This window comes from Rhodococcus sp. F64268, assembly GCF_023015605.1.
Classification (GTDB): Bacteria; Actinomycetota; Actinomycetes; order Mycobacteriales; family Mycobacteriaceae; genus Rhodococcus.
This window is the reverse complement of sequence record NZ_JALKAI010000001.1, coordinates 515,853-539,977: the sequence shown is the minus strand read 5'-3', so window position 1 is coordinate 539,977 and position 24,125 is coordinate 515,853. Positions and strand designations below refer to the sequence as shown.

Here is a 24,125-nt window from a genome sequence, read left to right as displayed (position 1 = left end):
CCCTGCCGAACGAGTACGTTTCGGAATTCACGATCGCGCATCTCCCGGACGCCCCCGAAACAGCACTTCCGAGAGGGGCCGTCTCGGCGTCGTCGGTCCCGAACGGGTGGGCGTCCGTATACCTACCCTGATCAGCACCTGGGGCACACCGTCGCTGCCCGCCAGTGAAGCGAGAGAGGTTCGAGTAGCCGCGGACTCGGTGAGGTGGGTGACCGGGCAGGTCGCCAGTCCGTAGAAGGTGCAGGCGAGAAGGACTGCCGACAGTGCCTCGCCGCACCGCAACCAGTCGAGTCGCGAATCCGTGGTGGTCGAGAGCAGCAGGATCGCTGCGCGGTCTTCTTCTACGCCGACGGTGTCGCTCGCTGCGCGCCCGGCAGGGAACTCCCGTTCTGTCGCGACCGTCCATCGAGGGTCCGGTAGCGCCTCGGCAGGCACGCCATCGGGATACGCCGCGTGCCCGGTCCACCAGCGAAGTTCCGATTGGTAGGCCTGGTCGGAACGGCGTTCACCACTGAGCTGCCGGGACATGCCGTCGAGTGCAGGTCGTTCGTGCTCGCTGATCTCGTCGAGGTGTACATCGGCCTCCTCGACGAGTTCCTGCAGGAAGCCGACGGCCTGCTGCCACTGCGGTGGTGAGTCCATCGGCAACCGCTCGGTGCGGCGCCCCGGGATCGCCGCCGCCAATCGGACGTCTACATCGGACACTTCGTCCACTCGGCGAAAGTGGAGTGCCGCCAGGCACTGCTGGTCCGGCGAATGCGGAATCCGCTCGATCACCGAGCACCACCGTTCCGTGGCGAGCGCTCTCTGCACATGGTCCAGCGCCGCCCCGCAAGAGAGCACCATCTGGCGACCGGACGGATCCGTGGCCGGCAGAATGCGATCGTTGTCGGTGTAGAGCGTCAACGCATCCGCACCGAGAATCCACCGCCAAGGCTGGCTGTTGTGCAGGGACGGCGCGCGGCTGGACAGCGCGACTGCGGACTCGACGGTACGGCGGTCCGGCATCGCCTGCGCGGGTGTCACCGCCCGACCTCGCGTACGCGATCCAGCAGGATCCGTTGCTCGGCCTGCGCCACCATCCTCCTCGTCCGCGACGCAGCGTCGGGAGTGACCGACACCGACGTGATGCCCCGCCGCACCAAGTGCTCCGCGAGCTCGGTGCTCGTCGATGCCGCCTGACCACACAGCGACGTGGTCAATCCCGCTGCGGAGGCCCTGTCGATGATGTGGTCGATCGCATCGAGGACGGCTGGGTCGAGGGTGTCGAACAGGTCCCTGCACACTTCCGAATCCCGGTCCACACCCAGCATCAGCTGTGTGAGGTCATTGCTGCCGATCGACACGCCGTCGATGCCGAGCTTCGCGTACTCCGGCAACCAATACACCACCGACGGCACCTCGGCCATGATCCAGCGCCGCATCCGGCGATCAGCCCCGAGGGGGTGCGCGTCGAGCTGGGCAAGGCACTCCTTCAGTTCCCATCGGGTGCGCACGAACGGGATCATCAGGTGAACGTTGGGACACCTGCCCCGAACACGGTGCAGCACATCGAGATCCAACGAGAACAGCTGCGGATCGCGTACGTAGCGAAAGCACCCGCGATACCCGATCATCGGGTTCTCCTCGTCCGGCTCGACCTCGCCGCCTTCAAGATCCGCGAACTCGTTACTGCGCAGATCGATCGCCCGATACACCACCGGCCGCGGCGTGAACGCCGCGGCGATCCGGGCGACCCCGTCGGCCATCTTCGCCACGTATTCGTCGCGCCGACCCTGTGCAATCATGTGCGACGGGTGCTCCCCCGCCAGCGCCTCGGTGATCATGAACTCGGCCCGCAACAAGCCGACCCCGTCGACATCGGTGGCCGCGACCGATTCCGCAGCATCCGGAGTCGCCAGGTTGACGTACACCGACGTCGCCGTGACGGTCGGAGCGACACCCGGCACCGCCGAGGCCGGAGTCGCCGCGGCGGACGGACCGACCGCAGCGTGTACTTCCCCCTCGAACACGGCGCCCGCGTCACCGTCGACGGTGATCACCTGCCCGTCCCGCAGATCTGTGGTTGCGGTGCGTGCACCGACCACGACCGGTTTACCGAGCTCGCGCCCGACGATCGCCGCGTGGCAGGTGATGCCGCCGCCGTCCGTGACGATGCCACCGGCGCGTCGCAGGATCGGCAGCCAATCCGGTCGGGTCATGGGTGCGACGATGATCTCGCCGTCGGTCAGCCGATTGCCGTCGACCAGCTCGTGGAGCACCCGGACCCTGCCCGTGGCCGTCCCGGGGCCAGCACCGAGGCCTGTCAGCAATGGTGTCACCTCACCGTTGCCGGATGGACCTCCGACTGCCGACCGGTCGAGTGTGGTGATCGGGCGGGTCTGCACGATCCACAACGCGCCATCCGCGAAGGCGAACTCGAGATCCTGCGGACGACCGTAATGCTGCTCGACTCCCGCGGCGAGACGCGCGACGCGGTCGATCTGTTCGTCGTCGAGCACGCGAGTGCTGCGGACCGGGTCGACCGCGATTCGTCTGTCGCCTGCGTCGGTCGACTCTATCCGGAACTCCTGGTGACCGAGGTGCACATCGAGTATCTCGAAGGCGTCCTTGGCCACGACATAGGTGTCGGGCTCGACCTGGCCGCCGACAACCACTTCACCGAGACCCAGCGCCGCCTCGATCACGATGCGATCGAGGTCACCGGTTCGTGGATCGGCAGTGAATGCCACCCCGGAGACTTCGGACTCGACCATCACCTGCACGACGACGGCAATGGACGGCTCATCCGTCACCCCGCGCAACCCGCGGTAGGTGCGGGCCCGTTCCGACCAGAGAGATGCCCAGCACGTCTGCACCGCTCGCACTACCGCGTCGGCACCGATGATGTTGGTGTAGGACTCGTGGATGCCTGCGAAGGAAGTGTCCGCCGCGTCCTCGGCAGGCGCCGACGAGCGCACCGCCACCGGAACATCCACGCCGAGCGCCTCGTACGCCGAGACGATGCCATCCCTCATCTCGCGCGGAACCGGGGCATCGGTCACCAGCGCGGCAAGTTCGGCCGAAGTGCGGATGAGTGTGGCGTCGTCGATGTCGGGAGCCGGGACAGCCTCGGCGGCCAGTCGAGCGCGTACTCCCGCGGCCTGCATCGCGTCGACGTATGCATCGGTCGTGACGGTGAACGCGGCAGGCACCGCAAAACCCGCCCGTGTGAGCTCGCCCAGATTGGCGGATTTTCCACCCACTGTGGGTGCATCGTCGGCACTCACCGTATCAATCGGTCGTATCCACATATTGTGTTCATCCATGGTGGCGGCTCGAAACGATCTCGACTTCTCCGGCACATTCATCGTCGCCGCATCCGGGCTGCATCCGTAGAGCAGAAGGTCCCGCGTCACCGATATTCTCCGACCCGTCCACCGCAGTTCGCGCAGGGCATGTGCTGTCTGTACAACGATCTGCCCGAATGGCCCGCCGTCTCGCGAACCTCTGCCGGTTACCGCCGTCGCCCCCGGTCACGGGCCGCGGCCAGAGCCTGGTTCCAGGCGTGACCGCGTCCCGTGCCGGGCCCGCACCCCCTGACTCGGCGCCGGGGCTGCGCATACCGTCTAGCGATCGCGCATCTTCTCGAGCCCGAGCACGGCCACCGCAGCGATGACGACGTGCATCAGCACCAGCGTCGTCTTGCTCGGACCGTCGAAGTCCGCACTGATCGTTCCTGCGATCGTCGCGAGCGGCAGGAGCGCACCGACCACCTGGGCGATCCGGACGATCGGGTTCCACCACAGGCTCAGCAGCGCAGCGACGGTGAGCCCGACCGCAAGCGGGACGACGGTCATGAGCACCACGCCACCCGGCGCCGCGCTCGCGATCGTCCCTGCATCGGTGTGCTCGAACGACCCACCGGCCAACAGGCCGACCAGCCAGAGCACGAGGTTGGCGACCAACGCTGCGAGGACCGAGGCGACAACGATCGTGGGACGCCCGTAGTCGCGCGACCACACGGATGTCGATGAAACAGACGATGTTCGGGTGACAGACATGTTTCTCTCCTGATGGGCGTGTTCGACTTACTGCGCCCAGCCTGCAACCTCGAGCAGACTCGAGGTCAAGAGGAAATCATCGACCCGAAATATTTTCCTTGCCCTGTGGGGTGGAAACGTCTCGCCGCGTCAGTCCAGCGTGTCGGCGAGCTCCATCCACTGTTCCTCGGCCGCTTCCTTGTCCGCGACCACCTGACGCAGCTCGGCGTCGAGCTTCTGCAAGCGATCCGGATCGGTTGCCGCGTCGGCCAGTTGCACGTGCAGCTTCGATTCACGCTCGTCGAGCTTGGCGATCGCCCGCTCGAGTCGTGAGAGTTCCTTACGCGCAGCACGATCCGCGGCGCCGTCTCGCTTCGGCACCGACGCTTCTGCCCCCTTCGACACCTGGGACGCCACCGACAGCACCCCACCGTCGCCCATCGCCGCGCGTCGACGCAGGTATTCCTCGATGCCGCCCGGCAAGTTGGTGAGCTTGCCGTCGCCGAACAGCGCCCATGTCGAGTCGCAGATCCGCTCGATCAGGTACCGGTCGTGACTGATGACCACGAGGGTCCCTGCGAAGTTGTCGAGGAGATCTTCGAGTTGCTGGAGGGTGTCGATATCGAGGTCGTTGGTGGGCTCGTCGAGCAGCAGCACATTGGGCTCCGCCATGAGTACGCGCGTCAACTGCAGGCGGCGTCGTTCCCCGCCGGAGAGGTCGCCGACGGGAGTGCGTTGGCGAGCAGGAGTGAACCCGAGCCTCTCTGCCAGCTGACCCGCCGATACCTCCTTGTCGCCCAGCATGATTCGTTCGGCCACGTCTTTGACCGCATCCAACACTCGCATGTCGGTGGGCAGATCGTCGAGTTCCTGCCGCAACCAGCCGATCTCGACCGTCTGCCCTTCTATACGCCTGCCGGATGCCGGTTCGCGCTCGCCTGCGAGTGTGCGCAGCAACGTCGTCTTCCCGGATCCGTTGACTCCGACGAGACCGATCCGCTCCCCCGGCCCGAGCCGCCACGTCAGATCGTGGACGAGTTCACGGCCGTCCGGAGTGGCCAAGGTGGCGTCCTCCAGCTCGATCACGACGCGCCCCAGCCTGCGCTTCGCGAACGACGCGAGGGCCACAGAGTCGCGCGGCGGCGGCACGTTGGCGATGAGCGCTTCCGCGGCCTCGATGCGATATTTGGGCTTGGACGTGCGTGCGGGAGCACCGCGACGTAGCCACGCCAGCTCCTTGCGCGCCAGGTTCCGACGCCGCTCCTCCATCGCGTCGGCCTGACGGGCACGCTCTGCGCGCGCGAAGATCCAGTCGTTGTAGCCGCCCTCGTATGCCTCGACCTTGCCGCCGACAACTTCCCATGTGCGGTTCGCAACGGTGTCGAGGAACCACCGGTCGTGGGTCACGACGACGAGCGCACTGCGTCGCGACATCAAGTGTTCGGCAAGCCACTGCACTCCCTCGACATCGAGGTGGTTGGTGGGCTCGTCGAGCACGAGCAGATCGAGTTCTTGCACGAGCGCGGCAGCGAGCGCGACCCGTCGCCGTTCACCGCCGGACAGTCCGTCGACGACTGCGTCGAGACCGAGCTTGTCGATGCCGATCCCCGCGAGCACCGAGCGGATGCGCGCATCGCCGGCCCACTCGTGTTCGGCGACATCGAGTGGGCCGAGTACGACGTCACCGACGGTCGAGCCTTCGGGAAGAACACCGCGTTGGGTGACCACCGCCATGCGCAGGCCACCGACCCGGCTGACACGACCGGAGTCGGGTTCCTCGAGGCCGGCGAGCACCTCGAGCATCGTGGTCTTGCCGCCACCGTTGAGGCCGACCACGCCGATGCGCTCGCCCTCTTCCACCCCGAGCGACACGGAGTCGAGCAACGGCTTGATACCGAAGGATTTCGAGACCTGTTCGAGGTTGATCAGATTCGCCACGTGGTGCAGAGCCTTCCGGAGTTGTGAATCGGTGTATCAGGAATGGGATGTCAGGGTCGAGTGGGATCGACGATGCGCGCGCCCGGCACCGGGCCGGACGCGATCCGCACGGTTCGGCACACCCCGGCGCCTGCGAGCTCGGCGCTCACCTCGACCGCAGCGCGTTGATCGTCGACGAGGAATGCGCAGGTGGGTCCGGAGCCGGATACGATGCCCGCGAGAGCTCCCGCTTCGACCCCTGCACGCAGGGTGCGACGCAGACCGGGGTTCAACGACAATGCGGCCGATTGCAGGTCGTTGCCGAGCAGCGGAGCGAGCGCGCGAGCGTCACCGGCGCCGAGCGCATGCAGCAGATCGTCGGTGTCGCCCACGCGCTGTGGATCACCGCTGGCGCGCAGCCGGTCGAGTTCGCGGAAGACGACGGGGGTGGACAGCCCCTCTTTCGCGATCGCGAGCACCCAGTGGAAGGTGCCGCGCGACAGGACGGGAACGAGTTGTTCACCGCGTCCGGTTCCGAGCGCGGTATTGCCGTGCAGGCAGAAGTTCACGTCGCTGCCCAGCTGGGCTGCGATCTCGTCGAGGTCGCCACGACTGGCTCCGAGCCCCCACAGCGCGTCGAGCGCGACGAGCGTCGCGGCCGCGTCGGCGCTTCCACCTGCCATGCCTCCGGCCACGGGGATCCCCTTGTCGATGATGATCTCGACGTCGGGTGTGCGTCCGGCGCGTTCGGCGAGTAGCTCGGCAGCACGCCAGACGAGGTTCGACGAATCGGTGGGCACCGAAGCCGCGTCGGGTCCACGGACCTCGACGCGGAGGGTCTCGGCGGGGGCGACGGTCACCTCGTCGTGCAGCGACAGCGCTTGGAACACTGTGCGCAGGTCGTGATAACCGTCGGGGCGGAGGTCCCCGACCGCGAGATGCAGGTTGACCTTGGACGGAGCCCGCACGCTGACGGAGGCGGGGACGACGGAAAGCACGAATACACAGCTTACCCGCGCTGCAGGAACGGCAACGACCACAATCGAGGACGGGAATCGTCCGCTATTCGTGGCACAGTCTGATCATGCGCGAAACCTCCGCCCGCCTGTTGCGTCTGCTGTCGCTCCTACAGATGCGACGGGAATGGTCCGGCACCGAACTCGCCGAGCGTCTGCAGATCACCACCCGCACGGTCCGACGCGACGTCGAGAAACTCCGCTACCTCGGCTATCCCGTCGATGCGAATGTCGGCGTCGGCGGCGGCTACCGGCTCGGTGCGGGCGCCGAGATGCCGCCGCTGCTGCTCGACGACGACGAGGTTGTGGCCGTCGCACTCGCGTTGCGTTCCGGCACCAACGACGCGGTCACCGGTCTCGGGGACGCCGAAGCACGTGCACTCACCAAACTGAGGCAGGTCATGCCGTCACGGTTGCAGCACCGGCTCGAAGCCTTACGCGTCGACGTCGTCGATCGTGGCCCAGTTGCATCCGCGGTCGACGCCGAGTTGCTCGCGACCGTGACGGCCGTCTGTCACCGCCACGAGCGCTTGCGCTTCGATTACCGCTCCCACGACGACACGGCCTCGCGACGGGAGGTGGAGCCGTACCGGGTGGTGCGTGCGGGACTGCGCTGGTATCTCGTCGCCTGGGACCTCGCCCGCGAGGATTGGCGCTCGTTCCGCGTGGACCGCATGGAACCGAAGATCCCCACCGGTCCGCGGTTCGTTCCGCGCGAGCTCCCACCCGGAGGTGCTGCCGAGTTCGTCTCGCGCGGTATCGCGCGTGGCGCAGCACCGGTGACCGCGAGGGTGCTGCTGCACGCACCGGTCGGGACGATCACCCCGATGGTCGACGACAGGTGGGGAACCCTCGAGCAGATCGACGCACGAACGTGCGCACTCGTGCTCGGCGGACAGTCCCTGGAGAGGATCGCCGAGTGGCTCGTCGCCTTCGACGTGGACTTCACGGTGCTCGAACCCGCCGGCCTCCGCGATGCGTGCCGGGCACAGGGCGAGCGGCTCCGGTTTCTCGCCGAGAGGTACGCGCGCGCTTGAGCATCGGCGCATCTATGCTCGTGCGATCGCCGTCAACACGTCACCGGCGCCGGATCTGGAGGAAATACATGAGACGAGTTCTGCGTAGCACCGTCGCGGTCGGAGCGCTCGCACTGGCCGCTGCTTTGGGCACAGCAGGCACTGCATCGGCGGAGCCCGCACCTGCACCTCGCGTGTGCTCCCTGGGCGACCTCGTTCTGCGGTCGTTGAACATGGTCGACTGCGTGAACCCGCCGACGGGATCCGCTGGGATCGCCACCGGTTCGGCCGATGGAACAGGGTCGTCGACCGGTTCGTCGAACGTCGGCATCGTCGGGCACGGCGCCGTCATCGGCTGACGCACTTCGATTCTCGGCAACAACACATCAGGGCCGGCACCCGAAACGGGTGCCGGCCCTGATGGTGAGAAGCCTGGTATCAGCCGATGACGGTGACGCCGGTGGCCTGCGGGCCCTTCTGGCCCTGGCCGATCTCGAAGCTCACGCGCTGGTTCTCCTCGAGGGTGCGGAAGCCGCGGCCCTGGATCTCGGAGAAGTGCACGAAGACGTCAGCCGAACCGTCGGACGGAGCGATGAAGCCGAAGCCCTTTTCGCCGTTGAACCACTTCACAGTACCTTCAGCCATTGCTGTTCCTTTACTTACAGGCAGGACGCACTGTTGCCGCCCTGTCTCGTCGGAAGCCGGTCTCGGCTTCCGGGTCTGTCACTCGACGGCTGAAACGATTCCGTGGTGGTATCGCATCCGCTCGCAACTAGAAATGTGCGAGGGTTAACCACAAACACACTACCTAACGACCAGGCTCAAGTAGAGCACACATCGGGTCTCGATGCCACCGCGAGGTGACTCAACCCTCAGTTGCGATCGACGCCAGCCGGACGAAGGCGGCCGCATCGAGCCTCTCCCCCCGTGTCGACGGCTCGATACCCGCTGCGACCAGGCGCCGTTCGGCCTCTGCGGGCGAGCCGGCCCAACCACTCAACGCTGCGCGCAAGGTCTTACGCCGCTGAGCGAATGCCGCGTCCACCACCGCGAAGACCGCCTTGCGGTGCGCCGGATCAGTGGGCCACGGCGGGGTTTCGTAACGGTCGATGCGCACGAGGCCCGATTCGACCTGCGGCACAGGCCAGAACACCGAACGCCCGACCGAACCTGCGCGACGGACATCGCCGAAGTATCGGGCCTTCACGCTCGGTACGCCGTAGACCTTGCTACCCGGTTGCGCCGCAAGACGATCGGCCACTTCGAGCTGCACCATCACCAGGGCGGTGCGCAACGAGGGAATTTCGGCGAACAGGTGCAACAGCACCGGCACAGCCACGTTGTAGGGGAGATTGGCGACGAGCGCGGTCGGCTCCGCAGGAAGATCCGAGACGGATACCTTCATCGCATCCATCGGCACGACGTCGAGGCGACCGGCAAGTTGCGGGGCACGCGCAGCGACCGTCGCGGGCAGGCGCTCGGCCAGCCTGGGATCGATCTCCACCGCGACCACACGGTCGACGACGTCGAGCAGCGCCAGGGTCAGTGATCCCAGCCCCGGCCCGACCTCGAGCACCACGTCGTCGGGGCCGACTCCTGCGGCCGAGACGATGCGCCGCACCGTGTTGGCGTCATGCACGAAGTTCTGGCCCAGCTGCTTGGTCGGGCGCACCCCGAACTCCTCCGCGAGAGTCCGGACCTCTGCGGGTCCGAGCAACGCGGCGAGGCCGCGCGGAGAAGCCGGGGTGGCGCCTGAATCGTCTGCTTGCACGAGGCGAACCTAGCGCACCGGAGTCGACGGCATGTCGTCTCAGCGCAGGCCGAGCTTGCTGGTGCATGCGGGCCATGCACCCCAGCCCTGTGCTGCCTGAACCTTCTCGGCGACGGCGATCTGCTGTTCGCGGGTGGCCATATCAGCGCGCGGAGCGTACTGGGTTCCGCCGAACCCGGCCCAGGTCTGCTGCGTGAACTGCAGGCCTCCGTAGAAGCCGTTTCCGGTGTTGATGGCCCAGTTTCCGGTCGCCTCGCACTGTGCAAGGGCGTCCCAGGTGGATGCCCGGCCGGATGCGGGGACTGCAGGCTTGGGCTTGGTGCCGACGCGGAGGATCGCGGGCTGCGGTTCGGAGAGCACCGTCGACGCGGTCTCGGTACGGCCGACCTCAACACCGTTGACGGTGTGGACGTCGAAGGTGACGGAACGCTCACCCGGAGCACCCGGGTTGTCGAGCGCGGTGTCGCCCTCGGTCATGTTCGGATCGTCGACCCGGTTCTGCGGGGGCTCGATCGGCAGGGTCTCGATGCGGGTCTCGACACGGTCGCGGGTCACGACGATCTCCATGCCCTCTTCGAGCGCGGCATCGGCCGGGACGTTCACGCTGTCGGCCTGCTCGAGGGCAACATTGTGCGCGGTCAAGAACTCACCCACGGTGGGTGCCGCGAGGCGCACGGGCGCGGCGGGCGCGCCGTTGTCTGCGAACTGCACGGTCTTGGGACTGACGACCTCGAGTTCGGTGCCGTCGAGCGGCAGACGGTGCGAACGGGAAGCCGAGACGTACACGTCGTCGCTCAGCTCGAACTGCGCGAGAGCCTCGTCGACGGTGAGCGCGGTGGTCCACACGGTGCGCTCCGCACCGTCGACCGTGAGCGTGACCTCGCGGGCCTGGCGCAACACGATGGTGTCCCCGTCGGACACTGCGGAATCGACGGCCGGGGCGACGACGTCGTGCTCCTCCACCTGATATCCGGCAGCGGCAAGGATGTCGCCGACGTTCGAGCTCATCGTGCCGAAGGCGCGTTGCTCTCCGTCGATGTCGAGCGTGACGTCCTTGTGCTTGACGAGCGCGGTGATCCCGCCGGCCGCAATGGTTACGAACAATGCCGCAACGAGCGCGAAGAACACCGGCGATTTGATTCGGTTGATCTTGGTGAAGGGTGACACAACAATTCCAGACAGACGACGACTGTGATCACGGCACGGTAACGAACGTGAATTGATATGGCAACTAAACCTCGTCCAACAGGGGTTATGTGCGTAACCATTCGGTGATAAACCGATATTTTCAATCACAACTCGTGCTGCTACAAAGTTGCCCGACCGCCTGGATCCGCCGGATATTGTGGCCGAAGTTACATTCTTTCCGATTTGATGAATTTCCTATGCCCGGCCAGGAATGCCGTTGATCTTCCCGTCTCGAGCAACACCATGGATGCCTGATGGAAACGCGAGAAGGGCGCATTGCGGGGTGGATCACCCGCAATGCGCCCTTCGGTTGCGATCGACAGTCGTCGCCCGATCGACGGGATCGACTACACGGCGCTGCGCGCCGGCTCCCGTTCCGCCGGCGCCGACTGCGCGAGGAACGGAAGTTTCGACCCGAGAATGTGGTCGATGCTGAAACGGCCCGCGCCCACGACGGCAAGGAGCAGCGCCCCGAGGCCGAGCGCAGCGACGAGTTCGAAGCCGCCGTCGGCCACGTAGACGCCGTTTCCGACGTGAACGATGACGAACGCGCCCGCCATGACGAGGAACAGCAGCGCGCCGAAGACAGGCACCAGCAGGCCGAGAATCAGTGCGATGCCGCCGAGGATCTCGATCCAGGTTGCAACGAACGCACTCGCCGAGGCCGCGGGCACACCCATGCCCTCGAACGCGGCGGAAGTGCCGGACTGGCCCCACACCGTGAGCTTCTGCAGGCCGTGGGTCAACAGGATGATTCCGAGACCCAGGCGCGCGATGAGAATGCCGATGTCCCGAACGAGGGGATTGTTCACGAAATGACCTTTCGGTTGCGAGGCCGAAGGCCCCTTCTAGTTGACAACGCAACCAAAAGTAGCAGCGCTAGGTTGTAGGTTCAACCTAATTCGATCGATGTAGCCGACGTCACGCCGGACGTCTCCCTGCAAACGCCTCGCCGAGCAACCGCCGCACACCCACGGTGGTGACCTCCCTCGGGTTCGGATACGCCTTCTCCGTTGCCCGTCGTGCGGCAGTGTCGAGATCTGCCTCGCGCAGGCCGAGGTCCGCCAGGCTCGTCGGCCCGCCCGCAGACACGATGAGGTCGTACACGCCCGCGGGAGCCGAATCGACCTCGAGGGCCTCGGCGATCCGGGCCATCACGTCCGGAACCGACGGCGCGTTGTACGCCATGACGTGCGGCAACATCACGGTGTGCGTCGCCGCGTGCGGCAGATCGAACGACCCACCGAGTACGTGACACAACTTGTGGTGCAGAGCCATCCCCACCGATCCGAGACACACCCCCGACAACCACGCGGCAAGCAGCAGATCGGAGCGGCCCTCCAGGTCGGCACCGTCGACACCGAGCGCAGGCAGACCGCGACCGATCGACACGATCGCCTGCAACCCGAGAGCATCGACAATCGGATTGGCGTGCTCTGCATACAACGCCTCCACCGCGTGCGCCAGCGCATTGACGGCGCTGGTCACCGCCATCGGCACCGGCAACCCGGCGCTGAACTCCACGTCGTAGATCACCGTCTCCGGCAGGATGTCCGGCGACGACCTCGTCGTCTTCACCCCGTGCGCCGTCTCCCCGAGGGTGGGCGTGACCTCCGAACCCGCGTAGGTGGTCGGCAGAATCACCTGATCGATCCCGGTTCGCACCGCCAGCGCCTTCGCCAGACCCGTGGTGGATCCGCCACCGACGGCGACGACCGCATCCGCCCGATGGTCGGTCACGTACTTCAGAACGCGCTCGGTCACGGCGACCGGTGTGTGCATCACCGCGCCGTCGAACCGTGCTACCTGCAACGCTCCGAGTGCGCGCTCGACGAGATCCGCCTGCGGACGTACGTGTTCGCCGCCGAGCAGCAACACACGCGATCTACCGAGCCGACGTACCTCGTCGCCGACCTTCGACGCGGTGCCCGCACCGAAGATCACCCGGGCCGGTTGTGCCGTATAGACGAAGTTGTGCATGCGCCCACGGTCTCACGTCCAGGGTGCCGATACGGGGGTCACTCACGAAAGTCCGTACACCCGCTCGGCATTCGCGGTGGTTGCCGCGGCCAGCTCAGACGCGCTCTCGCCGCGCACGTCGGCGAGAGCGCGCACCGTGTAGGGCAGGCAATAGGGCTCGTTGGGTGCGCCCCGGAACGGATGCGGTGTGAGAAACGGCGCGTCGGTCTCGACGAGGACCTGAGCGCGCGGCACTAGCGGAGCCGCCTCGCGCAACGCCTTGGCGTTTCTGAAACTGACGGTGCCCGAGAAGCTCAGGTGGTAGCCGGCGTCGACGCAGGCCCGTGCCATCTCGGGGCCGGAGGAGAAACAGTGGAAGATGACGGTCTCGGGAGCGCCCTCGCTGTGCAGCACCCGCAGTAGATCGTCGTCGGCCTCGCGGTTGTGGATCATCAGCGGCTTGCCGAGCCGTTTCGCGAGATCGATGTGCCAGCGGAAGCCCTCTTCCTGTTCGGCCGGCTCGGCGCACCCGTCGAGCTTCCCCGGCCAATAGAGGTCGAGGCCGGTCTCCCCCACCGCGACGCACCGAGGGTCTGCTGCGAGCCGCTCGATCTCGGTGCGCGTCGTATCGTCGAGGCTGTTCGCGCGCGTCGGGTGGATCGCCACGGCCGCGAACACCCGCGGATCCCAGTGCGCGGCACGTACCGCGAACTGCGCGGCATGGAGGTCGTCGGCCACCGTGACCACCCGGCCGACGCCCACCGCGGCGGCCCGGTCCACGATCGCGGCGGTCGTCGCGGCATCGGTCGCTCCGCACGCATCGAGATGGGTATGGGCGTCGACGAGCGGCGCCAGCGGTTCCGGAGCTTCGGGGGCAGGACGGCTTTTGCTCACGCCCTATAAAGTAGTTGCCACCATGACTGCCGCCGATCCCACCCGCCCGCCGCTCGCCGAGTCCGCCCGCCCGCCGTTCTACGTGACCACCGCGATCGCGTACCCGAACGGCGTCCCGCACATCGGGCACGCGTACGAGTACATCTCCACCGACGCCCTCGCACGGTTCAAGCGTCTCGACGGCTTCGACGTCCGGTTCCTCACCGGCACCGACGAACACGGCTTGAAGATGCAGCAGACAGCCGCCAAGGAGGGCATCTCCGTCACCGAGCTGGCGCGACGCAACTCCGACGTGTTCGAGGCGCTGGACAAGTCCCTCAACGTCTCGTACGACCGGTTCATCCGCACCACCGACGACGATCACCTCGAAGCCAGCAAGGCGATCTGGCAGCGCATGGTCGACAACGGCGACATCTACCTCGACACCTATGCGGGTTGGTACTCGGTGCGCGACGAAGCGTTCTACACCGAGGCCGAGACGACCCTGCAGGACGACGGCTCGCGCCTGTCCACCGACACGGGCACGCCCGTGGAGTGGACCGAGGAGTCGACGTACTTCTTCCGCCTGTCGGCCTACCAGGACAAACTCCTGAAGCTCTACGACGAGCACCCCGAGTTCATCGCTCCCGCGACGCGGCGCAACGAGATCGTCAGCTTCGTCTCGGGCGGGCTCAAGGACCTGTCGATCTCCCGCACCACCTTCGACTGGGGCGTGCCCGTCCCGGGTCACCCCGATCACGTCATGTACGTGTGGGTCGACGCCCTGACGAACTACCTCACCGGCGCAGGGTTCCCCGACATCGAATCGGAGTCGTACAAGCGGTACTGGCCGGCCGATCTGCACATCATCGGCAAGGACATCACCCGCTTCCACACCGTGTACTGGCCTGCGTTCCTCATCTCGGCCGGACTCGAACTGCCCAAGCGGGTGTTCGTGCACGGCTTCCTGTTCAACAAGGGCGAGAAGATGTCGAAGTCGGTCGGCAACGTCGTCGACCCGATCGAGATGGTCGAGAAGTACGGCCTCGATCCGCTGCGCTTCTTCCTGCTCCGCGAGATCTCGTACGGCCAGGACGGCAGCTACAGCCACGAGGCGATCGTCACCCGCATCAACGCCGATCTCGCCAACGACCTGGGCAACCTTGCGCAGCGGTCGCTGACGATGGTTGCGAAGAACCTCGACGGGCAGGTTCCGACCCCGGGCGAGTTCACCGCCGACGACGAGGCGATGCTCGCGCAGGCCCACGCGTTGCTCGAGCAGGTGCGCGCCGAGTTCGACGAACAGCAGATCCACCTCGGGCTGGAAGCGATCTGGCATGTGCTCGGTGAGACCAACCGGTACTTCTCGGCGCAGGAGCCGTGGGTGCTCCGCAAGACAGATCCTGCGCGGATGGCCACAGTGCTGTACGTGACGCTCGAAGTCGTACGTGTCGTGGGCATCCTGGTTCAGCCGGTGATGCCCGATGCGGGTGCGAAGATCCTCGATCTGCTCGGCCAGGGACCTCGGGACCGACAGTTCGCCGACCTCGCGACGCGTCTCGTGCCGGGTACCGCGCTGCCCGCGCCATCGCCGGTGTTCCCTCGGTTCATCGACGAGGAATAGTCGAACGTCGAGCGAGAGTCGCATCGTCGGAGTCCGGGCCGCAGCGTGACGCGGCCCGGACTCCGGCGTTTCGGGGAGCAGCCGCACCGAATCGGAACTTGTCGGTGGCTTCCGCCACACTCTCCCCATGCCCAGCAATGGAACATACATTCGAACCGATGAGGTGCACGCCGGGATACTGCTCGTCGAGCTGAACGGCGCCTACGAGCGCGGATGGCAGCCCGCCGACGTACTCCACATGGCGGCACACTCGGGAGACCCCACCGATACGCCGCTCGCTGCCGCGTCCGTTCTGTTCGACGCCCACCACACACGCGCGTCCCACCGCGCGCCCACCGAATGGCTGCACCAGGTCCGCACGATCGGCGATCGCCACCCCGCGATCGCCCGCACCGCCGAAGCCGGCCACCCGTTCGGGACGAGCCTGTTCCGCGCACTGCCCCACGTGTCGCGGTTCCAGGTCGACGGACTCGCCTACACGTGGAAGTACCTTCCGCGGTTCACGCAGCTGACCACGCCGCCGTCCCAATGGCCGCAGACGCGCACCACACCGGACGGCACCGCTCCCTGCGCCCCGGATCCGCGGGTGCTCGAACGCATCCGCGGATTGCTCTCGAAGGCCGAATCCACCGAATTCCCCGACGAGGCAGAGGCATTCACCGCAAAGGCGCAAGAGCTCATGACCCGGTACGCGGTGGGAGCGGCGGTACTGGGTGGTGCCCGACCCTCCGCCGATCCGGTCAGGGGCCGACGACTCCACCTCGAGCGTCCTTACGCGAAGGAGAAAGTGCTGCTGCTCACCGCGATCGGCGATGCGAACCGGGTCCGCACGGTGTGGTTCACCCGGGTGCAGATCGCGACCATCGTCGGCACCGTGGTCGATCTCGAGCAGGTCGAGATGCTGTTCACATCTCTGCTCGTCCAGAGCACGCGCGCCATGAACACGGCCGGGACCGCAGGCAGGCGTGGCGGCGGGGCCACGTCCTTCCGACGCGCCTTTCTCACCGGTTTCGCGAACCGCATCGGCGAGCGACTCCGCGAGGTCCAGGCCCACGCCACTGCGGAAGCCGCCGCCGATGCGCGCGTACCGATGACCGATCTCGCACCCATCCTCGCGCGCCGCTCCGAAGCGGTCGACGCGGAGTTCCGGCGTCTGTTCCCCACCACCCGCTCCTCCGGCGGTCGCGGCGTCGACGCCGACGGTTTCCATGCCGGACGCGACGCCGCCGAGAACGCCTCCCTGGCGCCGGGACAGTCTCCACTGCGACGCTGACCACTTTTTCACCGAGATGTCACGTTCCCGGCCCGCGCGGTGTCAAATGACCGACACATCCGAACGAATGGATCGAGGCGAGAACCATGAGCAACACACACGTTCATGTGGCGGTCGTCGGCGCCGGATACGCGGGCGTGATGGCCACGAACCGACTCCTCTCCGAACACCCCGAGGTGGCAGTGACCGTGGTGAATCCTCGAGCGGTGTTCGTCGAACGGACCCGGCTGCACCAGCATGCGGCCGCGACCGGGTCGGCGACACACAACCTCACCGATCTGCTTCATCCCCGCGCCGAACTGCGAGTGGGCACCGCCGAACGGATCGACGACGGTGCAGTACTCCTCGCCGACGGCTCGGTTCTGACCTGCGACGCCGTGGTCTACGCGGTCGGGAGCGGACCGGCCCGGGTCGAGGTCCCGGGCGGTGAGCGGGTGCATTCGGTGTCCGACTTCGAATCCGCGTCGGCGTTGCACACCGCGATCGAGGCATTACCCCATGGTGCGGCGGTCACGGTCGTCGGCGGGGGGTTCACCGGCATCGAGACCGTGACCGAACTCGCCACTGCGCACCCCGGCCATCGCTACACACTCGTCGGTGATCCGGGCCCGGACCTGCCCGACCGCACCCGCCGGTACCTGCGACGCACCCTGACCGGATTCGGCATCGACATCCTCACCGGCGTCACCGTCACCGAGATCGACGATGCCGGTGTGCGATTCGACGACGGAACCGAAGCGCCCTCCCACCTCACGGTGTGGGCGGGAGGATTCTCGGTACCCGATCTCGCTCGCCGCAGCGGGCTGGACGTCGACGATTCCGGTCGCCTGCGCGTCGATGCTGCGCTGCGGTCGACGAACCGTGCAGACGTGATCGGCGTGGGCGACGCCATCACGATCGCGCAGCGGCCCTACGTCCGGATGAGCTGCCAGGCCGCGATTCCACTCGGTGTGCACGGCGCAGCAACGGTGTGGGACGTGGTGCAGGGTCGCGAACCCGAACCGTTGTCGCTCGGGTTCGTCGCGCAGTGCATCTCGCTGGGTCGGGGCCGGGCCGCGTTGCAGTTCACCACATCCGCCGACACCCCTCGCGCGGCGGCGGTACGGGGAAGATCGGCGACACTCGCCAAGGAGGGCATCCTTCGTGGCACCATCTGGACGATGCGACGCCAAGCCCGCGGCCACACACCGTTCGTCCCGGCAGGCCCCGCCCTCGACACGGCCGGCGTACGGTGACCTCCGGCGACACCTCACCGTCGGGGGTCTTCACCGAACACCGCGGCCTGTTGTTCTCGATCGCCTACGAGATCACCGGGAGCGTCGCCGACAGCGAGGACATCCTCCAGGACAGCTACCTGCGGTTCGCCGCGGTCGCTCCCGACACCATCGAGGATCCACGCGCCTACGCGGGGCAGGTCGTCACGCGGCAGGCGCTCAATTCGTTGCGGTCTGCGCAGCGACGACGCGAGGAGTACGTCGGTCCGTGGCTACCGGAACCACTCCTCACCGCGACGGACGGGCCCGGCACCGACCCGTCGGCGGAGGTCGAACTCGCCGAATCGGTATCGATGGCGATGCTCCTGGTCCTCGAGACGCTGAGTCCCCTCGAGCGAGCGGTGTTCGTGATGCGGGAGGTATTCGGATTCGACTACGCGCATATCGCCGACACCGTCGACCGCACTCCGGCTTCCGTCCGGCAGGTCGCTCACCGGGCGCGCGATCACGTTCATGAGCGACGACGAAGATTCACACCCGCGAGCGCCGAAACCGATCGCGTGGTCGGTGAGTTCTTTTCGGCCGCAACGACCGGTGATCTCGACGGGTTGCTCCGGTTGCTCGCGCCCGACGCCGTGTACATCGCAGATGGTGGAGGTAAGGTCTCGGCGGCCAAGGTGCCGGTCCACGGGGCACAGAAGGTGGCGCGCCTGTTCTCCGGGCTCGCACGTGTGGGGCTCCCGGAGATGACCATGGCCGCCGCGACGGTCAACACGGCACCGGGTGTGCTCGTGTACTCGCACGGGGTGATCGACCTCGTCTTCCTGTTCGAGATCGTAGACGGCCTGATCACAGGCGTGTACGCGGTGCGCAACCCCGACAAGCTGACCCGATTCGAGACCCCGCCCCTACCGTGACAGGCTGGTCCGATGCGGATGGAACGAATCGGACGCGGAGGTACACCGGCTCAGGTGCTCGCCACTTTCGGTGAGCACGCCCGGCGCCTCGGTACACCTGCGCCTGCGGCGCTCACCGGATCGTGGTTCGGTGCCGCAGCAGTGATCGCGCCGTCGCTCGGTGCGCAGCCGGCCGCGGCCACCGACGCATTCACCTGCCCGGACATACAGGTCCGGGACAGCGGCCCACGCATCGGCGGCGGATGGATGGGGTACCTCGCCTACCCGGACCCGGTCACCTCCCGGCCGCCGGCACTACCCGTGGCGGCGGGTGGCTGGACCGACACCGTCCTGCGTCTCGACCACGACGGATACTGGTGGTACGAAACACTCACCGACAGAGAATGTTCCGATGCACTCGCCCGCGCGGTCATCGCAGATCCTGCGGACAGGACGGACACCGTCGGCACTGCAGCGGTGCCCGAAGCACAGTGGAACATCGACTGGTCGCTGCCCGAACGTGACGCCCACCGGCACGGTGTCGAGCAATGCCTCGACGCCATCCGGGCGGGCGAGGTGTACCAGGCATGCGTCTGCACCCGGTTCACCGGCGACTACACCGGCGACCCTCTCTCCTTCTTCGTCGACGCGATCACCCGCACGAACCCGGCGCGCGCCGCCTACCTCGAAGGGTCGTGGGGTTCGGTGGCGTCACTGTCACCGGAACTGTTCGTCTCCCGCCACGGCCGGCGACTTGCCTCCAGCCCGATCAAAGGCACGCTCCCGCTGGACCGGGACCCCGACCACCTGCGGGCATCCGTCAAGGATGTCGCCGAGAACATCATGATCGTCGATCTGGTTCGCAACGACCTCGGCCGTGTGGCCGAACCAGGCAGCGTCGCCGTGCCCGAACTCCTCGCTGTCCGTCCCGCGCCCGGCGTGTGGCACCTGGTCTCGACCGTCACCGCGACAGCCCGCCTCGGCGTATCCGCCCGCGATCTGCTCGAGGCCACTTTCCCGCCCGCCTCGGTCACAGGTTGCCCGAAGGGCCGCGCCCGTGAACTGCTGCAGCAGTGGGAACCGTCCTCGCGCGGTGTCTATTGCGGCACAGTGGGGATGGCGAGTCCGCTGGCGGGCACCGAATCGAACGTCGCAATACGCACCGTCGAGTTCGACGCCGACGGAACCTGCGCCCTCGGAGTCGGTGGAGGCATCACCATCGACTCCGACCCCGACGCCGAATGGCAGGAATGTCTCGACAAGGCGGCGAGCATCCTGGCTCTCAGCACACCTTGTCATGCAGAAACGGCAGTCCGAACTGCGGTAGGAGTTCCCTGAACTGTCCCGACGTCGCGGCGCAGATCCTCTCGACGACCACGTCCGGGTCCAGACTCCAGGTGCGCAACACACCGTCACCGCCCGCAGCGATCACCGTGCCGTTCGGATGGAACATCACCTGCCAGCGTCCCGACCCGGTATCGGTGATCGGTCCCCCCACCGCGTGCATGCCCTCGGGATCCGACACATCCCACAACCGGACCGTGCCATCGTCGCTGCCACTGACGACGCGCTTGCCGTCGGGCGACACCGACACCGAGTACACCGTGCCGGTATGACCGCGGAGCCGCGTGCCGCGTGCGACGAAACTCCCGGTGGGGTCGCGGTCCCACACCACGACCTGATGATCGTCGCCCCCGGTGACGAGAACCGAACTGTCAGGGGCGAACGCCAGTCCGTTCACGCCCGCGGAATGTCCCTCGGTGACGGCGACGGAGCGGGGGGCAGACCGATCCGTGATGTCCCAGGCGTAGATCCGGCCGTCGGCGCTGGTCACTGCGAGACTGCGTCCATCGGGACTGATCGCCGCGTGCCGCACCAGGTTGGTCGGCCCGCCGAGCGGTTCACCCCACGGCTTCGGCGCTGCCGGATCGGACAGATCCCACAACTGCACCGAATAGTCGTCGTTGCCCGTGACCAGGGTGGTGCCCTCGGGCCCGAATGCGAGGGCCGAGGTGAATCGGGTTGCGAGCGCGAGCGGCTCACCCAACTGCCGTGGCGCCGCAGGTTCGGCGACATTCCACAGTTCGATGCTTCCCCCGGAGGTTGCCGCCGCCGCCAGCACCTCACCCGACGGGGACAGTGCGCTCACGTACCCGCCGCCGAGTGGACGCGTGAGCTCCACCTGGCCGACACGGAACCATCCCCCGTCGTCGACGTGCCACAGCCGGACGACCGCATCGTAACTTCCGGTGGCGACGAGGTCGCCCGAGCGGTCGGCGACAGGCAATGTCAAAGGCGCCTGAGAGACGAACACGCGGCGATGCGGCATGGTCCAGATCCGCAGATTCGCATCCTGACCTCCGGTGATGATCGTGTCTCCGGTGGGCGTGACCGTCAGCGCGGGTACACCACCGCCGTGCCCTGTGAGCGCGGGCGTGAGTTCGTCGATCCGCCGGGCGTCCTTGTCCACCGACCACAGCTTCGCGGTGCCGTCCCACGACGCGCTGGCGAGGGTGAGCCCGTCCGGAAGAAAGGACACGGTCCACACACCTCCGGTATGGGCCTGCACCGGAGTGCCGATCTGCTGGGGGTTCCGAGGGTCGGTGGTGTCGAACAACCACAGCACACCGTCGTCGCTACTTGCAGCCAAGAGAGTGCCGTCTGCATTGAAGCCGACCGAATGGGCGACGTCACCGAACCCGGTCAACGGGTCCCCGAGCGGTATCGGCGCCGAACGGTCGGACAGGTCCCACAGTCGCACCGTGCGGTCGTCGCTCGCGGTGGCCAGCACCGAACCGTCGGTGCGGAACGAGACCGTCCGCACACCGCCCTCGTGCCCGCGTATCTCCGTCGCGGGGAACCGACCGGATGCAGCAGCCGAGGTGTCGAGTAGGACAACGGAACCGTCGTCGTAGGGCACCGCCAGCGTCCGCCCGTCCGGGCTGTACCGGACGTTGTGGACGGCACCCGATCCCAGAACGCGACGGTCCAGCACAGCTCGGGGTGCGCCGCGGTCCGAGATGTCCCAGATCCACACACCCCCGTCGCCACCGCCTGCGGCGAGATAACGCCCGTCCGGACTGAACGACACCGACGCCATGTAGTTCGACGACGACACCAGCGGGGCGCCGATCGACGAAACCTCACCCGTCAACGACCACAAACGCACCGTGCCGTCGTCGCTGGCCGAGGCCAACGTCGCGCCGTCGGGCGAGACCGCGGTTCCGTAGATCGGACCGGTATGCCCCACCAGGACGCGTGCGAGCGGCACACCCTGCGTGGCGAGGAGTCGCGAGTAGGCCACCTCACTGTCGCCGTCGAGCGAGGTCGCAGCCAGCGCAAGATGCGCCGACATCGTCGGATCGTCCGATCGGCTCGAATCCGACAGCGCCACGACCTGCTGGAATTGCGCGGCCTCCCGTTCGTCGTCTGCTTTGTTCTTGCCGACCCACGCCAGGCCGCCCATCACGAGCGCGACTATCGTCAGCAGGACCAGTCCTGCCAGTGCTCCCCCGCGACGACGTCGCTGCCAATCGATCTGCCGGCGGGACGCTCTGAGGAACTCGCGGGCGGACAGACTGACCGCGGCGACGGACCGTTCTCCTGCCGCGCTGCCATCGAATCGCGCGCCCTGCTCGGAGAGCAGATCCATCCGCCCGCGCTGATAGAGCATCCCCTTGTTGCGGTCGCTCTCGATCCAGTTCGCGGCGTCGGCCTCGATCTGCTGACGAGACGCAGCGAACTGCCGGTCCTCGTGGACCCACGCCTTCAGGCGCGGCCATGCCACGATCACCGCGTCGTGGATGAGTTCGACGTGCCCCTCGTGGACGACGAGCACGCGCGCCGACACGAAATGGTCCACGACTCTCGCAGTGGCCGCGCGGTCGTCGCTTCCCACCGCAAGAAGCACGGAGAGCGGGCGAGCCATCTTCACGTCCGTGCCGGTGTTCGTCACGTAGACGAGGTGGACCATCACCGTCCGCACGATCTCGCGGTCGCGTTCGTCGAGACTTTCCCAGGCCCGCTCGGCTCCTGCCGCGATCGAACCGCGCACACCGCCGGTCGCGCGATAGCCGGCCACGGTGAGCGCGCCGCCGGTGCGTTTGTCCCACATGGTGTCGAGAAGATGGGACAGCAGCGGCAGCTCGGTGCCGCTGATGTCCCCCGGTGCCAGCACACCCAGGTCGTGCAGGATGAGGTCGACGAGGCCCGGTTCGAGTCGGACACCGAGAAGCTTGGCCGGCGCAGAAATGACCTCGACGAGATCGTCCTGGTCCAGCGGCTGCACGGCCTTGCTTCGGCGTTCGAGCGCACGAGCGAGCGCCGGATACGTCACGGCCTGCTCGTAGAAGTCCGAACGCATCGTCGCAACGACATGCGCGGGCGCATCGGAGTCCCCGGCCGTCGACATGTGCTCGAGGAGCATCAAGAAGTGCGCGCGGCTGTCGGGATCGTCGCATTGGGTGAACAGATCCTCGAGTTGGTCGACCACGACCAGCAGCGTCGACACCGATGCCTTCTCCGCTTCGGCGGCCATGGCCTCGTGCACCACTGCCCGATCGGCCACCGGATCGCCGGAGGGACCATCGAGTCCGGCGAAGGCAGGCAGTACCTCCACGAGGCGACCGACCGGGTCGGAGCCGGGGGTGAACACCACCGGCGCGCACTCGCCACCACCGCACATCAACGGGATGAGACCGGCCTGGACGAGCGAGGACTTCCCGACACCGGACGCACCGGTCACGATGACCACCCCCTGACCGTGCGCCGCGACGACCGTGTCGGCCAGCATGCGCATGCTCGTGGTCCGGCCGAAGAACATCCGCGCGTCGTCCGCCCGATAGGCGGACAGCCCCTTGTAGGGGCGGGTGTCCACGATCACCGGGGGTGGTCGGTCGGCCGACCGGGCTCCACCGCTCTCGCCGCGCGCGGCTTTCCACCATCGCTCCCACTGCTTGAGCGAGTAGAGGCCAGGGGCGGGGGGCTCCGCGGTGAGCTCGCGGGCGGAGCGGATCAACACGACGAGCACCGGGTGGACGGATTCGAAGCTCGCAGGCACGCGCTTGCCGCTACGCCAATCGCTGACCCTCTGCACCGATACCGTGCGGTCGTTTCCGACCGCGCGAGAGATCGTCGACGCGCCCGAGACCACCTTCTTCAACGCCGGGCGGCCCGCAGCCGCGAACAGGATGCGGAGCTGGTCGGCGAAGAAGCGCCGGTGATCTGCGTTCTGCGTCGTGCCGTCGTCCGCACTCACCTTCCGCGCCCTTCCGATCCTTTTCCGCGAGGGAATCCGCCGAGGAAAGTCCGCTGCGGAAAAGTTCCTCACCATGTCCGACCTGGGATGATACCCGTT

At 67.2% G+C, this 24,125-nt stretch carries 19 protein-coding genes; 7 read left to right on the top strand and 12 right to left on the bottom strand.

Annotated features, from left to right (window positions below):
* Nucleotides 1-27 precede the first annotated feature (27 nt).
* From MWU77_RS02575 to MWU77_RS02555, 5 genes are all read right to left on the bottom strand, one after another.
* Complete coding sequence (locus MWU77_RS02575) at nucleotides 28-1,026, bottom strand: nitroreductase family protein (RefSeq protein WP_308198751.1); 999 nt, start codon at nucleotides 1,024-1,026, stop codon at nucleotides 28-30.
* Nucleotides 1,023-3,308, bottom strand: coding sequence for a phosphoenolpyruvate synthase (gene ppsA, locus MWU77_RS02570; protein WP_169688004.1), 2,286 nt, complete (start codon nucleotides 3,306-3,308; stop codon nucleotides 1,023-1,025). The genes MWU77_RS02575 and ppsA overlap by 4 nt, the downstream gene beginning before the upstream one ends.
* 300 nt (nucleotides 3,309-3,608) lie before the next feature.
* A complete protein-coding gene (locus tag MWU77_RS02565) occupies nucleotides 3,609-4,043 on the bottom strand; it encodes a DUF6069 family protein (RefSeq protein WP_169687793.1) in 435 nt (144 codons plus the stop codon).
* Between the two features lie 129 nt (nucleotides 4,044-4,172).
* The gene (locus MWU77_RS02560; RefSeq protein ID WP_169687794.1) at nucleotides 4,173-5,960 is read right to left on the bottom strand and encodes an ABC-F family ATP-binding cassette domain-containing protein; all 1,788 of its coding nucleotides are present in this window, start codon (nucleotides 5,958-5,960) and stop codon (nucleotides 4,173-4,175) included.
* A gap of 50 nt (nucleotides 5,961-6,010) precedes the next feature.
* Complete coding sequence (locus MWU77_RS02555) at nucleotides 6,011-6,937, bottom strand: 4-(cytidine 5'-diphospho)-2-C-methyl-D-erythritol kinase (protein ID WP_169687795.1); 927 nt, start codon at nucleotides 6,935-6,937, stop codon at nucleotides 6,011-6,013.
* A gap of 86 nt (nucleotides 6,938-7,023) precedes the next feature.
* Here MWU77_RS02555 and MWU77_RS02550 point away from each other — a divergent pair, with 86 nt between their 5' ends.
* Together MWU77_RS02550 and MWU77_RS02545 are read left to right on the top strand one after the other, a co-directional pair.
* Nucleotides 7,024-7,992 carry a YafY family protein gene (locus tag MWU77_RS02550; protein ID WP_169687796.1) on the top strand — a complete coding sequence of 323 codons (969 nt, stop codon included), beginning with the start codon at nucleotides 7,024-7,026 and terminating at the stop codon, nucleotides 7,990-7,992.
* A gap of 68 nt (nucleotides 7,993-8,060) precedes the next feature.
* A complete protein-coding gene (locus MWU77_RS02545; RefSeq protein WP_169687797.1) occupies nucleotides 8,061-8,330 on the top strand; it encodes a hypothetical protein in 270 nt (89 codons plus the stop codon).
* Nucleotides 8,331-8,409: 79 nt separating this feature from the next.
* Here the strand turns inward: MWU77_RS02545 and MWU77_RS02540 are convergent, their stop codons facing one another.
* The 6 genes from MWU77_RS02540 to MWU77_RS02515 all read right to left on the bottom strand — a co-directional run bounded on the left by MWU77_RS02540 (nucleotide 8,410) and on the right by MWU77_RS02515 (nucleotide 13,783).
* A complete protein-coding gene (locus MWU77_RS02540) occupies nucleotides 8,410-8,616 on the bottom strand; it encodes a cold-shock protein (RefSeq protein ID WP_026061436.1) in 207 nt (68 codons plus the stop codon).
* 220 nt (nucleotides 8,617-8,836) lie between these two features.
* The gene (gene rsmA / locus MWU77_RS02535; RefSeq protein ID WP_169687798.1) at nucleotides 8,837-9,742 is read right to left on the bottom strand and encodes a 16S rRNA (adenine(1518)-N(6)/adenine(1519)-N(6))-dimethyltransferase RsmA; all 906 of its coding nucleotides are present in this window, start codon (nucleotides 9,740-9,742) and stop codon (nucleotides 8,837-8,839) included.
* A gap of 39 nt (nucleotides 9,743-9,781) precedes the next feature.
* Nucleotides 9,782-10,909: a resuscitation-promoting factor gene (locus MWU77_RS02530; protein ID WP_247272860.1), complete on the bottom strand. Its 1,128-nt coding sequence runs from the start codon at nucleotides 10,907-10,909 to the stop codon at nucleotides 9,782-9,784.
* Nucleotides 10,910-11,277: 368 nt separating this feature from the next.
* Nucleotides 11,278-11,742, bottom strand: coding sequence for a DoxX family protein (locus tag MWU77_RS02525; protein ID WP_247272859.1), 465 nt, complete (start codon nucleotides 11,740-11,742; stop codon nucleotides 11,278-11,280).
* Between the two features lie 109 nt (nucleotides 11,743-11,851).
* Entirely contained in the window at nucleotides 11,852-12,910 is a 1,059-nt protein-coding gene (locus MWU77_RS02520; protein ID WP_169687801.1) for a maleylacetate reductase, read from the bottom strand.
* 42 nt (nucleotides 12,911-12,952) lie between these two features.
* Nucleotides 12,953-13,783 carry a TatD family hydrolase gene (locus MWU77_RS02515; RefSeq protein WP_169687802.1) on the bottom strand — a complete coding sequence of 277 codons (831 nt, stop codon included), beginning with the start codon at nucleotides 13,781-13,783 and terminating at the stop codon, nucleotides 12,953-12,955.
* A gap of 22 nt (nucleotides 13,784-13,805) precedes the next feature.
* Between MWU77_RS02515 and metG the strand changes: the two genes are divergently transcribed.
* From metG to MWU77_RS02490, 5 genes are all read left to right on the top strand, one after another.
* Entirely contained in the window at nucleotides 13,806-15,386 is a 1,581-nt protein-coding gene (gene metG, locus MWU77_RS02510) for a methionine--tRNA ligase (RefSeq protein WP_169687803.1), read from the top strand.
* Nucleotides 15,387-15,513: 127 nt separating this feature from the next.
* Complete coding sequence (locus tag MWU77_RS02505) at nucleotides 15,514-16,659, top strand: DUF2786 domain-containing protein (protein WP_247272858.1); 1,146 nt, start codon at nucleotides 15,514-15,516, stop codon at nucleotides 16,657-16,659.
* A gap of 86 nt (nucleotides 16,660-16,745) precedes the next feature.
* Nucleotides 16,746-17,894: an NAD(P)/FAD-dependent oxidoreductase gene (locus tag MWU77_RS02500; protein ID WP_247272857.1), complete on the top strand. Its 1,149-nt coding sequence runs from the start codon at nucleotides 16,746-16,748 to the stop codon at nucleotides 17,892-17,894.
* Nucleotides 17,891-18,790 carry an RNA polymerase sigma-70 factor gene (locus MWU77_RS02495; RefSeq protein WP_247272856.1) on the top strand — a complete coding sequence of 300 codons (900 nt, stop codon included), beginning with the start codon at nucleotides 17,891-17,893 and terminating at the stop codon, nucleotides 18,788-18,790. The genes MWU77_RS02500 and MWU77_RS02495 overlap by 4 nt, the downstream gene beginning before the upstream one ends.
* 12 nt (nucleotides 18,791-18,802) lie before the next feature.
* On the top strand, nucleotides 18,803-20,107 hold the full coding sequence (locus MWU77_RS02490) for an aminodeoxychorismate synthase component I (protein ID WP_169687806.1): 1,305 nt from the start codon (nucleotides 18,803-18,805) through the stop codon (nucleotides 20,105-20,107).
* On the opposite strand, the gene MWU77_RS24905 is transcribed toward MWU77_RS02490, so the two are convergent.
* Nucleotides 20,052-24,026, bottom strand: a complete 3,975-nt coding sequence (locus tag MWU77_RS24905) for a WD40 repeat domain-containing protein (protein ID WP_247272855.1) — start codon at nucleotides 24,024-24,026, stop codon at nucleotides 20,052-20,054. The two genes, MWU77_RS02490 and MWU77_RS24905, sit on opposite strands and share 56 nt — an antisense overlap.
* Nucleotides 24,027-24,125 lie beyond the last annotated feature (99 nt).

What these genes read in the sequence shown, in the direction of transcription:
- metG (WP_169687803.1), top strand. Translation starts at nt 13,806, where the DNA reads ATGACTGCCGCCGATCCCACCCGCCCGCCGCTCGCCGAGTCCGCCCGC.
- MWU77_RS02500 (WP_247272857.1), top strand. Translation starts at nt 16,746, where the DNA reads ATGAGCAACACACACGTTCATGTGGCGGTCGTCGGCGCCGGATACGCG.
- ppsA (WP_169688004.1), bottom strand. Translation starts at nt 3,308, where the DNA reads ATGGATGAACACAATATGTGGATACGACCGATTGATACGGTGAGTGCC.
- MWU77_RS02520 (WP_169687801.1), bottom strand. Translation starts at nt 12,910, where the DNA reads ATGCACAACTTCGTCTATACGGCACAACCGGCCCGGGTGATCTTCGGT.
- MWU77_RS02565 (WP_169687793.1), bottom strand. Translation starts at nt 4,043, where the DNA reads ATGTCTGTCACCCGAACATCGTCTGTTTCATCGACATCCGTGTGGTCG.
- MWU77_RS02505 (WP_247272858.1), top strand. Translation starts at nt 15,514, where the DNA reads ATGCCCAGCAATGGAACATACATTCGAACCGATGAGGTGCACGCCGGG.
- MWU77_RS02490 (WP_169687806.1), top strand. Translation starts at nt 18,803, where the DNA reads ATGCGGATGGAACGAATCGGACGCGGAGGTACACCGGCTCAGGTGCTC.
- MWU77_RS02550 (WP_169687796.1), top strand. Translation starts at nt 7,024, where the DNA reads ATGCGCGAAACCTCCGCCCGCCTGTTGCGTCTGCTGTCGCTCCTACAG.
- MWU77_RS02540 (WP_026061436.1), bottom strand. Translation starts at nt 8,616, where the DNA reads ATGGCTGAAGGTACTGTGAAGTGGTTCAACGGCGAAAAGGGCTTCGGC.
- MWU77_RS02545 (WP_169687797.1), top strand. Translation starts at nt 8,061, where the DNA reads ATGAGACGAGTTCTGCGTAGCACCGTCGCGGTCGGAGCGCTCGCACTG.